Source organism: Streptomyces cinnabarinus, assembly GCF_027270315.1.
Taxonomy (GTDB): domain Bacteria; phylum Actinomycetota; class Actinomycetes; order Streptomycetales; family Streptomycetaceae; genus Streptomyces; species Streptomyces cinnabarinus.
Map to the genome: position 1 here is coordinate 9322549 of NZ_CP114413.1, position 12976 is coordinate 9335524.

The window sequence follows — 12976 nt, forward strand, 5'->3', positions numbered from 1 at the left end:
GGCCGGCGCTTCGTCTGCCGGTGCCGGTCGGTGGGCCCCGCTACCCACTGGGTGAATGGGGTCCTCGGGCAAGTGTGGTCATTCGGCCTGGTGCGCATCGCAACAGTTCGGGGCGGCAGGCACCGCGTCCCAGTGCGGCGTTCCAGGCATTGTGTGTTTGACCTGGTCAAGGGTGCCTTCTGCGTTCCAGCGTCCCGGACTGCCGGCCTTTTGTGGCGGCTGGGACAGGTGATGTCGCAGGCTCTCTCGGCGGGGCCGTACGGCGCGTCTGTCCCCACTGGCTCGGAGGCGCAGGACGCCCGTGAAGTACGTGCCACGAGTCCTGTTGTCCGATGTCATGAAGGGGAAGGACGTGCTGAACGGCATGCCCATGTTAGGAAAGACACGCATGAGACGCGGGGCGCTCCGCTCCGCGGGCACCTACCTACTGATTTGCATCGTTTCGCTTGCGCTGATGTTCGTCGCGGCCACGGAGTCCGCTGTGGCCCAGGGCCGCGCGGCCGCACCGGTGCCCGCGTGCGCGACGCACGCCGCGTCCCCCCAGGGCCAGGAGGGGGCCGTGACCCTGAGCCTGGGCTGCGCGAACGATGCCCCCGAGGGGCTGCGCGCTCTGGCCGGGAGCGACGACGACTTGATGGTCGTCCTCGACTTCAAGGGCGACGAGTACATACGCGGTCAGACGGAGGACCTGGTCGAGCGGACACGCGCCGACCGGAGCGCGGGCATGACGCTGGCGGAGTCGTTCACGAGAACGGCGCAGGAGAACAGCGTCGGGATCTACCCGCCGGCCGAGGGGGGACCTGATTTTGACGGGGAGTTGTTCGCCGTCGACAGCAGTCTCGTGTTGGTGATCCCGGCGGGCGGCGTCAGCACCGCGGCGAACTGGTGGCAGAAGCTCGTCGCCTGGGCCGTCGCCACGCCCATCGGCCTCCTGGCGGCGGGGGTGTGCATGGGCGCGTTCGCGGTGGGGGCGCCCGCGGCCGCTCCGGTGTGCGGCGCCGTGGGAGGGGCCCTCACCGGACTCCTCAATGAGCTGATGAACGCCTACTTCGACAATAGGTCGCTCGGGGACGGCGATGTATGGGCCGAGGCGGTGGCCATGGCGATCGCGGGCGCGATAACCGGCGCGGGGCTCGGCGGAGTGGCGACGAAGTGGGTCACGGAGCACGGCGCCTCGATGATCACGGAGATCCAGATCTCTCTGCGGAACTTCGCGACCAGGCTCACGAACTGGGGCGACCCGCTGAACTTCATCGCAGGCCGCCTGGAGGGCTGGGCGCCGAAACTTGCCGAGGCCCTGGGCCGGCTCGGCATCCGGGACAAGCCCCGGAAGGTGATGATTGTCGGCGACTCCATGACCCAGGGGGCCGAAGGCGACTGGACCTGGCGCTACCGGCTGTGGCAGTGGTTCAACAACCAGCACGTCGACGTCGACTTCGTCGGCCCCTACAAGGGGACCAAGACTCCCGCCGCCCCGGCGGCCCCGGCCAGGCCAGCGCTTCAGGGAGAGATCGAGGATGTACCCCCCGAGGGCCCACCTGTCGTGGGTGAGTACGCGGCCGGAGTGTCCCCGGATTTCGACAGCGACCACTTCGCGGTCTGGGGACGCCAGGCGGCCCAGGACAAGAATCTGATCGGCAGGATGGTCGCGCAGTACGAACCTGATCTGGTGCTCGTCGGACTCGGGTTCAATGACATGGGCTGGCTCGTCAGCGGCGCGGAAGGCACGCTCAACAGCATGAAGGAGCTGATCGACAACGCCCGCGCCGCCAGGCCCGGCGTTGGGTTCGCCGTGGCGAACGTTCCCCAGCGCTCCCTCATCGACGGGCGCGAGGACCTGCCCGCCACGACCGCCGACTACAACGACCTGCTCGCCGACGCGGTCTCGTCCTGGAGCAGCCCCGCCTCCCCGGTGGAGCTGGTGGACTGGGCCGGCGGGTACGACTGCGGTCCCGTGGACTGTCCGGCGGGCTACGACGGTCTGCACCCCAACGCGCTCGGGGAGTTCCAGATCGCGCAGGCCTTCGAAATCACCCTGAAGGAGCGTTTCGGCATCGGTACGTTCGTGCCCGACGTCCCGCGCACCGCCCCGGCCAGGCCGGCACCCGCCGTGCCCGGACCCGTCGCCGAGTCCGTCCCCACGGGCATCAAGGTGACCTGGCAACCGGTCTTCGGCGCCCGCGGATACAGAGTCCGCAGCCGCATCGTGGGCGCCGCCCAATGGAACGAGACACCGGTCGCGACGAACCGCTTCGACACGACCTGGACCGCGGACGGTGTGAACTGGGAGTACCAGGTCCGTACCGACAACGGCGGGGATGGCCGGTCGGCGTGGTCCCCGACGGTCAGCGCGGTCGCGCACCCCCAGACCGCAGCCCCGCCCGAGAAGATCGTCACCCGCGCCACCGCGACGGGCATCGACGTGTCCTGGGAGCCGGCGAAGGGCCCGTACACGGACGACATCGACCGCTACGAGGTCATCACCTGGGACAGGGACACCCCCGGCGCGTTCATCCAGAGCAAGGCTGTCAGGGGCACTTCCCTGCACGTCGACGGCCTCAAGCCCGGTCACCGCCATGTCGTCGCGGTGGTCACCTGGAACGATGTGGGCGGCGGCCTGCCCGGGGGAGCCAGGCCGGTGACCGTGGGTGCGGGTACGCCACCGGCACCCACGGACCTGACGATCCGATCTGTCGACCCGGCGACCGTCCATTTGGACTGGAAGGGGTCGCCGGAGGCGGCCGGCTACCGAGTGTGGGTACGCAACAACTACACCGGCGGCGACTTCACGGCCGACGAATACATCTCGGACACCACCGACCGGGGCATCGCCTTCTTGGTCCCCGGCAACTGGAACTACGACTTCTGCGTCACCGCGGTCAACGGCGCTGCGGAGTCCGGCAGGTCGAACTGCGTGTCCCTCCCGAAGCCGCCCCCGACGGGCGACGTCGAGCCCCGGTCGGCCGGCAAGACCCCTTCGGCGGCGGGCAAGTCCCCCTCGGCAGTGGGGAAGTACGCGGCAGGGCTGAGCCCGACCCTCAACAAGCTCCTGCGCCTACGCTCTCAGCCGGCCTCGAACGCCACGGCCGGCATACCGGCGGGCTGAGGAACGAGAGGCGTGGCTTTGGGCGCGGTGGGCTGCGGCCGGGCGCACCCGAAGCCATCCTCCGCGATGATCAGCACGGGGGTGACCGCGGCGCCGACCACTCGGTAGAGGGCCCGCCCGGTCGGCTGGAGCGGCGCCCTGAGCCTATTGCCCCGCCGCCATCCGCCCAGCTGTGGTGCATGACAGGTCCGTTGCGGCGCGATGGCACGGTCTGCGGTATCCCCGAACGTCTGTCGGGGCGGGCAGCCGGGAATCAGCGCATCGCGGGTGCGCGGCGTCTGCCTCGGCAGCGGATGCCATGGGGGAGCACTGTCCAGGACGCTGTGCACCGTCGGGGCCAGGGAAGCGAACGCAGCACTGGCCCGACGAGCACTGAATGCGGGCCTGTTCGAGGACTACGTGCGGTGCACGGCCTTCGGCATCTCCCACTACCCCAACGGAATCGAAACGGACGAACGTTGCTCCCGCAGTGGTGGTGGGAGGGATCGCCTCTTCCCAGGGGGACTGCGGAACGAGCTGAACCAGCTGCCGCGCTCCGCGAGGTCGCAGGGCCAGAGAGTATCGATCCCTTGACTCACTCCCGGTGGCCGCTTGTTTGGCAGCGCCACTGCCGGCAGGTCAGAGTGCGGCACACTTCGCTGCACAGTTCGGCGACACCCGGGTTCTGGGAGCTCAGCCGACGGCGCCCCAGGCTGCGTGCCGTGTCCTCGGAGCCGGCGGCGGCCCGGTCGGCGATCCGCCCACCTCATTGGGCTGACGCTCTTCAGTAGACCTTCGGCAGACCGCGGCCGTACCGGAGATCCCTTGGCAGAGCTACTGGGCCGTGTATCGAAAGCGCTGTTCGCGGTGTTCGTCGGTGGTTGCGGGCGGTGCTGGATACACGGGTCGGGAGCAGTACGCGTCACTTCCCCAGCCGTGGAGTTGAACACGTTCAACACGTCTGGCAGGGTATCTCTTCAAGGCCCGCTCCTCGGTTGGCCGATGCGGGCTGAGGGTGGGGGTGTCTGGTGGCGGGCGGAAGCAGGCTGCGTGTGTGGGGGACTGCCCTCGGTAGCTTGATCGTGGTTGTGGCTGCTCTGACGGCGTGCGCTGGCCCCTATCAGTACGGCGAGGGGACAGGGGTCCACGACACCACGGCGGCCGAGGTCGCTGGGGGCTGGGAAAACGTCGAGGGAACCCGTGTGGTGCTGCGCGAGGACGGAACGGCTCTTGTCGAGAAGCTCGACGGGCAGGACTTCGACTTCGACGACGGCTGGCGCGTGTCCGGTACGGGAACCTGGCAACTGGCCGACGGCGACGGCGGACAGGTCGTGCGACTCGCGCTGGCAGCCCGGACCCGACAGGAGAGCCGTTCCTCCGCGACCGCTACTGACGCTTCGGCCCCTGAAGCCCCATCGACATACGTGTGGTCCTTCTACGTGGACCGCGATCAGCACGACGAGTTGAAGCTGTTCTTCTTCTACGGCGACCCCGACATCGGGAACACATACGTGATGACGCGTGAGACAGGGGCATAGCCCTTCGTTGATCGCTGCGACCAGCACGGTCGCCTCGTAGCGGACCGCGAGCTTGTCGTAGCGCGTGACACGCGGTTCCTCTTGAGACGGTTGATCGCGGATTCGACCGCATGGCGCTGGCCACGGTGGCGAAGGCAGTGCGGGAGCACGCAGCCGACTGGCCGGCGGTCGCGCTCGCCGCGATCGGCCGGCTGGAGAAGCTCCTTGGCGACGTGGCGCCGCCTGCCGGCGCGGCGGCCCGCAAGGACGGACAGACCTGGACGGCCATCGGTAAGGCCCTGGGCACGCCCCGCCAGGCCGCGTATCAGCGGTTCTCCCGCTTCCTCGCCCCGAGCTGATCTCCGGCTCGAACGACTGAAGGGAACCGTTATCCCGGGTTGCAGGCAAGCAGCAGGCACGTTGACCGAACTAACTCTCGCGTTCTCGCAGGCCAGTTGGGGTTTCTGCTAGCTTCCCGGCATGCCCGGCAAACAGCGTCCCGACAGGGATCTGAAGAGTTTCGTGCTGCCTGAGTTAGGCCAGCTACTGGAGACGGGAGACCCCTGGGAGCCGTACCAGGTCCTGGACCAGTTCGGACGGCCCATCGAGCCTGTCGCCACGTACCTCAGAGACCTGATGGCAGCGGACAGTTCGCCGTTGACGCCACGCTCGTACGGGATGGATCTGCTGCGCTGGTGGCGCTACCTGTGGGCATTCGGAATCGAGTGGGACCGCGCGGTTCGTGAAGATGCCCGGGACTTCATGCTGTGGATGAAGCTGGCGGACAAGCCGGTACGCGTCCACTGGCGCCACCGCGGCAAGGACCCGGCCGAGATACCTCCGGTCCGGCGTGACAGTCCCGTGCCGGGATCCCCGAACCCGGTGACAGGCAAGCCCACCCTCGGCAAAGAAGTACGCGCCCACTACCCGGGCGCACTGCGAGACGGTGCTCCGGACCTTCTACGACTTCCACCTGGAACGCAACACCGGGTCGCTGCTGGTCAATCCCTTCCCTCTGGTCCGCAACCAGCGCTCGGCGCGAGCCAACGCCCACCACAACCCAGAGAAGGAACACAACAAACAGCGCACCAGCCTCTACCGGCCCAAGGTCCCCAAGCGAATCCCGCGCCGCATCCCCGACGAGAAGTACACCGAGGTCTTCGCGGGCCTCCGCTCGCACCGTGACCGCGCCCTCCTGGCCTTCTGGGTCGCCACCGGCGCCCGAGCCGAGGAACTGCTCACCGCCAAGCAGGGCGATGCAGTCGTCGGCCAGCAGACCATCGGCGTGATCCGCAAGGGCACACGCGCCTACCAGGAACTGCCCGCCACCCCCGACGCGTTCGTCTGGCTGCGGCTCTACCAGGAAGAATCCTGGAACAAGGGCGTCCCCCGCCGCCACGCGCAGCCGCTGTGGTGGACCCTGCGCCGCCCCTGGCGGCCATTGGAGTACGACGCGGCCCGCATGATGTTCAACCGCGCCAACGAGCTCCTGGGCGCCAACTGGACTCTTCACGACCTGCGGCACACCGCGACGTTCTTGATGCTCGACGATCCGAACATGCCGCCGGTCTACGTCCAGCACATCCTCGGCCATAAGCATCTGTCCACCCTGGACATCTACAACCGGCCCACCAGGGACGACGTGATCTCAGCAGGGCTCGCACACCACGCCCGCCAGGAGCACAAGCGCAACAACCCGCCTCCGGCCCCGCCCGCGCCGGCCTACAACCGCGACTCCCTCGACGTCCTCTTCGGCGGGAGCCCCGGGTGACAACTACCACCGTCCCGCTCGTCACCCCGCCGCCCCTGGCCGCGAAGAGCCTGGCCGGCAGCGAGATCGATGCCCAGCTGCAGAGGTTTCCGCCACGTAGCCCGGGAACCGACTGGCCCACTACCCGGATCTCCCGCGAGGAGGTCCTCCACAGGCTGGAGCGGCCGCCGTTCAAGAACGGCAAGAACTCCACCCACCAGATGCGGATGGTCGGCGCGCGCCTGCTGCTGCGATGGCTGGAGACCTTCAAGGGGAAGACCTGGCAGCAACGCTGGAACGCCAGCCCGGCCTCCGCAACCTCGGTCGGCTGGACTGAGGCCCCGCTTGCCTGGGGGATCGCTCACGGCAGGAGGCCGCAGAAGGCAGGGCTCGGGTCCGGGCTGCTGGCCCTGGTCTGCGCTGATGCCATCCGTCCCAGCATGCCGTGGCTCGCCAGCAGCCTCTCCCCCCACCTGCGCGAAGCCATCGAAGCCGCCCGCGATCCCAGGGGATTTGCCGAACTTCGTGACGCACGCATGCCCGGACAGCCGGACCCGCGGCGCACATCGAAGGCGCTCAAGGCCGTGGCCCGCATCCTCGCGGCGAAGGGCGGCGGCATCGACGACATCGTGGTCGGCGATGTCCTCGAACTGCTGTTGGCGGCCACGGGAACCTCCAGGAGCCACACGCGACTCGCCTACGCCCTGCTTCAGAGCCGCGGCCAGTTTCCCCCTGACGCACCCAAGACCCTGCGAAGCATCGAGATACGTGCCGGACAGGTGAGCCCGGCCCAGCTCGTCGACCGGTTCGGCGTGAAGTACAAGCCGATTCGCGACCTGCTCGTCAGCTACCTGACCGAGCGACAGCCCACCATCGACTACGTCACGTTGGTGCAACTGTCGAGCAATCTGGTCGGCTACTTCTGGGCCGACCTGGAACGGCACCATCCCGGGATCGACAGCCTCCACCTGGCCCCGGAGGTGCGCGACGCGTGGAAGGCCCGAATCGCGGTCAAGACGGTCAAGTACCGCATGCCGAACGGCACGGTCGCCACGACAACAGAGCCGCGCATCGCAGCCTTGAGTATCAGGACAGCAGTGCGGGGCTTCTACCTGGACATCGCCGAGTGGGCTCTGTACGAGCCCGAGCGCTGGGGACCGTGGGCCGCTCCGACCCCGGTGACAGCAGCCGACTGCTCCGCCAAGAACGTCGAGCAGGAGGTCCGCACCAGATCCGACGCCCGCACCCGAGAGAGGCTGCCGGTCCTGCCCGCGCTGGTACAGGCAGCTGCCCGCCGGCTGAACGAAGCCCAGGAGCGGCTGGAGGCATTGGAGGCAGCTGCCCTGGGATCCACCATCACGGTGCTCGGCGAGAGCTTCACCCTGCCCCGGTCTACCGAGCGAGCCGGCGGCAAACCTTCAACGGTCGTTGACGTCACAGGAGCGCGGCGTGACTTCCGAACGGAGGAGAAGCTGGCCTTCTACGGCTGGGCGACCGTGGAAATCCTCCGGCACACCGGGATACGCATCGAAGAGCTTAGGGAGCTCGGCCACCACGGCATCGTCAGCTACAAGCTGCCGACCACCGGAGAGGTGATCCCGCTCCTGCAGATCGCACCGTCCAAGACGGACCAAGAGCGCCTCCTGCTAGTCAGCCCCGAGCTCGCCGACGTTCTCAGCGCTGTGATCAGCCGCGTTCGCAGGCATGACGGGAGGGTGCCGAGCATCCCGTCCTACGACCTGCACGAGAAGGTCTGGAACCCGCCCATGCCGCTGCTCTACCAGTGGCCCGTAGGCGGCGAGAACAGGACGATCTCCATCACCACGATCCGCCAGTCACTCAACACGCTGCTGGCGGATACCGGCATCACCGACGCCCACGGACAGCCACTGACCTTCCAGCCGCACGACTTCCGCAGGATCTTCATCACCGACGCCATCCTCAACGGCTTGCCGCCGCACATCGCCCAGGTTATTGCTGGTCACGACCACATTGGAACCACGATGGGGTACGCCGCGATCTACCCGGAAGATGCCATCGAGGCTCACCGAGCCTTCATCGCCCGGCGCCGTGGCCTACGACCTGCCGGGGAATACCGGGCGGTGACCGACGAGGAGTGGCAGGAGTTCCTCGGGCACTTCGAGCGGCGCAAGCTGGCCCTGGGACAGTGCGGCCGAGCATACGGAAGTAGCTGTGTCCACGAGCACGCATGCGTGCGATGCCCGGTACTGATCGTGGGGCCGGACGAACGGCCCCGTCTTGAAGAGATCCGCGAGAACCTTCACGCCAGGATCGCCGAAGCCGAACGAGAAGGATGGCTGGGCGACGTCGAGCAACTGACCGTCAGCCTCACCGCCACCCACGACAAGATCAGCCAGATTGACGCCAACGAGAGACGGAAGAGCTCGCCGGTATTCGTCGGCATGCCGACGATCAAGCAACTAGCGGTCCGGGAAGCCCAAAACCTGAACAAGACGGACTAAGCACGCCGCAGTCGGACGCCGGACGGCCTCTCTGGCGGCAGTTCGGAGAAGGCGTGTGAGGTGCCGCGCAATTCATTTTTCATGCCTCACGGCGTATCCACGGGTCATGAGGCGCATTGGCCATGTGTCGCCCGTCGCGTGACATGAGCTTGGTTCGGGCTTACCAAAGTGGACTGCTCGAAGCTGGTGGCGGCGGCCCCGCCCTCGTCAGTGACCTGCGCGCCAGGCCGCTGCCAGGGCGAGCCCACCAGGCAGGGGCGAACCAGCTGCTGGAATCAGGCCGTGCGGCGCTGGGCCAAGCGCGCGGGTGAAATCGATTGTCCCGCCGGAGAAGGTCGCTCCGTCGAAGCGGACCCTACCGCCGGAGAACGTGGCCGCGTTGAAGTTGACTCGGCCGCTGGAGAACTCTGCTCCTATGAAGCTGACCATGCTTCCGGAAAACGCCGCTGCGCCGAAGTCGACCCGGCCGCCGGAGAACGCCGCTTCGACGAAGTAGACCGTGCCACCAGAGAAGGTCGCGCCGGTGAAATCGACCGTCCCGCCGGAGAACGCCGCCCCGCCGAAGAAGATCGTGCCACCGGAAAAGGTCGCCACTCTGAAGTCGACCCAGCCGCCCGTGAACGTCGCTCCGCCGAAGTGGACTGTGCCGCCGGAGAATGTCGCCCCACTGAAGTCGACATTGCTGCTGGCAAACGTCGCACCGATGAAGTGGACCGTGCCACCGGAGAACACTGTCTGCGAGAGGTCCCCGCCGTCGAAGGTGACGCTGGTGAAGTCGAAGTCGTGGCCTTGCCAGGAGTGGTGGTGCTGGAGTGGTAGGCGGAGGTGGTCGCGGATGAGCCTGATGACGGTGTGCCGGACTTCCCGCAGGGCCAAGTAGTCGTGACGGGCTTCCGCGTCGTTCTCCGGTAGGTCGGCTTCGGCGGTGTAGGGCAGTCGGAGGTAGGCGCACAGGACGTCGATGCAGGTCTGGCGTAGTTCGCGGGTGGGGGCGTCGTCTGCGAGGCCGGCCAATGCGTGTACGCCGCCGAGGCGTACCGCGGCGGATTCTTCGCCGAGTTGGGAGACGGCGGTGGTGAAGCGTTCGGTGTGTAGGCGGGTGGCGTCGCGTAGGGCGCCGTCCTCGTCGACGCGCTGGCGACGGTAGGCCACGACCAGGGCGACCAGGGCGCCCGCGCCGGCCACGACACCGAAGGCGAGCTTGACCAGGTCGAACAGCGTTTTGGAGTCGATGCGCCGCTCGGGCTTCAACTCGTGTGCGTCGAGCAGGCCCCATCCGGCGTAGAAAACGGCAGAGGCAACCAGGACCGCAGCAGTGAAGGCCAGGAGCAGGACGATACCGACGGGCCACAGGCTCAGGCCGCGCCGCTCAGCCTGGCGCCGGGGCAGACGTGGGCTCATAACCGACAAGACTGAATAGGGCGCCCGGCCGGTTGCAGCCGACCTTCACTGCCCCGGTACCTGCATGCCTCATGTGCCTCATCGCCCGTCAGCCCTCTGAGTTACGCCAGGGACGATCACTCTCTAACGGCCACAGCTGTTCACGTCTGTTCTGGTCGGCAGAACTGCCAGGCCGTCGGCAGTCGGAGCCTCCGAAGCTGCCTAGTTCGGAGAAGGCACGTCAGGCATGTAGCCGTCTTCATGCATGCCTGACGGGTATCCGATGGGTCTTCAGGTACGTAAGGCATGGCAGGGAGCCCGTCCTGGCCTGTACCGCAGGAATTACTGCCATGGGGGCGTGGGTGTGCCATCCGGGTCCAGGCCATACGGCCACAACCTGGCGAGTATCTCCGTCAGGCGGTACAGGGCGGTGGTGTTGCCGTGGTCGGCGGCTTGCCGGGCCGGGGAATCGGCGGCTTCCTGGTCTCCGGCCACTTCCCGCATCTCCATCGGCCGGATACAGATGAGTGAAGTCCTCGTCAGCGAACACCACATCCAGCCGGTCCCGCATCAGCATGACCGGAGTCCCCTCGGACATGCCCACGCAGTGCGGACCGTCATGGAAGGAGTCCGCTGGAGACTTGCCGGACGCATCGACACCGTCTACCGCCCCGGACCGACGCCGCCTCGCCGCTGACCGGCCAACCGCCAGCAGCGGCTGCTGTCACTACCCTGCCAAGATCACCAACAGGGTCACGGCATGGGCCTGAACCGGCCAGTTGATGGACCGTGTCAGTAACTGACAGGGCTGTGGGGCGGCCAGTTGGGCCTGTGGCCTGAGGCAGACCGGGGTCAGGTGTACGCGCCGAGACGGCTGTATCGAGCGGTGCCGCACGCCCATGGCGGCCCGATGCCCCGGAGTGGCCTTGTCAGGTCAGGTTCGACGGGACGATGCCGTAGCGGCGCATCTTGCGGTACATCGTTGCGCGGGAAATCCCGAGGTCCTGGGCGGTGCGCTGGACGTTGGCGTTGCGGTTCATCAGCCCGTGCAGAATGGCGTCGCGTTCCAGCGCCTCGATGGTGGTCAGGACTTTGTGCGAGGACACCCGGCATTCCGGCGGGAGGTCTTCCGCATGGATCGTCGGGCCTGACGGCCGCCGCGCCAGCTTGCGCATCACCGATTCAAGCTGGTGGACGTTCTGCGGCCACGGGCATCGCTGCAGCATGGTCAGGGCATCGGGGGAGAACCGGCTCTCGCCGCTCGGCCGGTACTTGCGCAGGAAGAAGCGGGCCAGCAGCTCGATGTCCCCGTGCCGGTGGCGCAGGGGCGGCACCTCCACCAAAGCACCGCAGAGCTGGTCGAGTTGGTCATCGGCGCCGGCCATCGATGGCTGGCTGGTCACGACCAGTTGCCCGGTTGCGGTGCCGTCGAGGTGCGTCAGTAGCTTCCTCAGCCGCTGTCGCAGCTGATCGCTCACGAGGTGAAAGTCGCGCAGGACGAGCACGTTGGACGGTACGGCGAGCAGCGCTGCGATGTCGTGCAGCCAGCCCTCGGTGACGGCAGGTGCGTCGGACAGTGGTGGCTGCATCATCTCCAGTCGGCGTCCGGCGCCGTGCGCTCGGTGCAGAGTCTCGACGAGCGTCCTCTTGCCGACGCCGGCTTCGCCCGACAGGTGCAGCCACGTCCCGGCGACGAACTCCGCGCGGCTGTCTGCGACGGCGCGCAGCCAGTGCGGGGATGAGCCCACCAGTCCCAGGTCCGACCGGACGGGCGTCGTCACAAGGGCGGCAGGTCCGGGCTGCGGGCGTCCGATCAGCCGGACCCTGAAGACGGCGCCCGCGTCGCTGTCTTCGCGTCGGCAGCGGCTGATCCTGAGCTCGGCGACCCGACCGGAGGGCAGGGCGAGACTGCGTGTCCCCTCCGCGCGGGGGTTGTCGGCGAGCTCGCGGGCGTGGTCGAGGAGCGCGTCGTGATCCGGCCCGGTCACCGCGGCGCTGAGCTGGTCGTTCATCATGACGACATCGCGGCTCATGGCCAGCACGGGTCCTGGACGCACCGAGGAGCACGCTTCCATGTAGTCATGGAACAGAGCCCGTTCACGCCGTGAGGTGATAGCCGCGATCTCACCCTCGATCTGGGCGGCGACCGAGCGGGCGAAGGCCATGAGCATGCCGTCGGAGCCCTGACGGATGGTGGTGAGGTTGAAGGCCCCCAGCAGGGTGCGCCGGGTGGGATGGAGGATGGGGACGGCCGCGCAGTGGAAGTCCCGCAACGCCTCGACGTAGTGCTCCAATCCGGCGATCATGACGGGGCGGCCGCTGGCCAGCGCGGTTCCGATGCCGTTGGTGCCCACGTAGCGCTCGGCGAACACATGGCCCGGGGCCAGCCGCACGCGGTTGAGGTTGGTCGTCAGCCCCTCGTGGGACACCTTCCGGGAGAGCACCACGCCGTTCCGGTCCGTGATCATCATGGAGACCGGGTCGTCGGCGAGCTGCTCGTGCAACCTGTCCACGATCGGCAGCGCCGCCCTGGCGAGGGGGCTCTCCAGATTGGGGTTGTCCAGGTACGGAGCGTCAAGACTGCCCGACTTCACCTTGTGCTCCATCGAGCGCTGCCACGAGGCCACCACAACCGGCCGGGCGCTCGGGTCCTTGGTGACCTCCAGGTACAGCTCTCTGGCGACTCTCAGCGACGTTCCGGGCTGTCGGTGGGGCATTAACACTCCCGTACTGCGCGCGTCACTTTCCCTCAATGCAGTGA

General features: G+C 67.8%; 7 protein-coding genes. 5 read left to right on the plus strand and 2 right to left on the minus strand.

Annotated features, from left to right (window positions below; translation table 11 throughout):
* The first annotated feature begins 454 nt into the window (after positions 1-454).
* From STRCI_RS42025 to STRCI_RS42045, 5 genes are all read left to right on the plus strand, one after another.
* Entirely contained in the window at positions 455-3106 is a 2652-nt protein-coding gene (locus tag STRCI_RS42025; protein ID WP_269664262.1) for a fibronectin type III domain-containing protein, read from the plus strand.
* A 1061-nt stretch (positions 3107-4167) separates the two neighbouring features.
* Complete coding sequence (locus STRCI_RS42030) at positions 4168-4623, plus strand: hypothetical protein (protein WP_269664790.1); 456 nt, start codon at positions 4168-4170, stop codon at positions 4621-4623.
* 137 nt (positions 4624-4760) lie between these two features.
* Positions 4761-4961 carry a hypothetical protein gene (locus STRCI_RS42035; protein WP_269664263.1) on the plus strand — a complete coding sequence of 67 codons (201 nt, stop codon included), beginning with the start codon at positions 4761-4763 and terminating at the stop codon, positions 4959-4961.
* Between the two features lie 587 nt (positions 4962-5548).
* Positions 5549-6373: a tyrosine-type recombinase/integrase gene (locus STRCI_RS42040; RefSeq protein WP_269664264.1), complete on the plus strand. Its 825-nt coding sequence runs from the start codon at positions 5549-5551 to the stop codon at positions 6371-6373.
* Entirely contained in the window at positions 6370-8835 is a 2466-nt protein-coding gene (locus STRCI_RS42045) for a site-specific integrase (protein WP_269664265.1), read from the plus strand. The genes STRCI_RS42040 and STRCI_RS42045 overlap by 4 nt, the downstream gene beginning before the upstream one ends.
* 207 nt (positions 8836-9042) lie before the next feature.
* On the opposite strand, the gene STRCI_RS42050 is transcribed toward STRCI_RS42045, so the two are convergent.
* Positions 9043-10236 (minus strand): pentapeptide repeat-containing protein, encoded by a 1194-nt coding sequence (locus tag STRCI_RS42050; RefSeq protein ID WP_269664266.1) that lies wholly within the window; start codon positions 10234-10236, stop codon positions 9043-9045.
* 908 nt (positions 10237-11144) lie between these two features.
* Positions 11145-12932, minus strand: a complete 1788-nt coding sequence (locus STRCI_RS42055) for a sigma-54-dependent Fis family transcriptional regulator (RefSeq protein WP_269664267.1) — start codon at positions 12930-12932, stop codon at positions 11145-11147.
* Positions 12933-12976 lie beyond the last annotated feature (44 nt).

Coding starts and splice junctions, on each gene's coding strand:
- STRCI_RS42025 (WP_269664262.1), top strand. CDS start 455: ATGTTCGTCGCGGCCACGGAGTCCGCTGTGGCCCAGGGCCGCGCGGCC.
- STRCI_RS42050 (WP_269664266.1), bottom strand. CDS start 10,236: ATGAGCCCACGTCTGCCCCGGCGCCAGGCTGAGCGGCGCGGCCTGAGC.
- STRCI_RS42055 (WP_269664267.1), bottom strand. CDS start 12,932: ATGCCCCACCGACAGCCCGGAACGTCGCTGAGAGTCGCCAGAGAGCTG.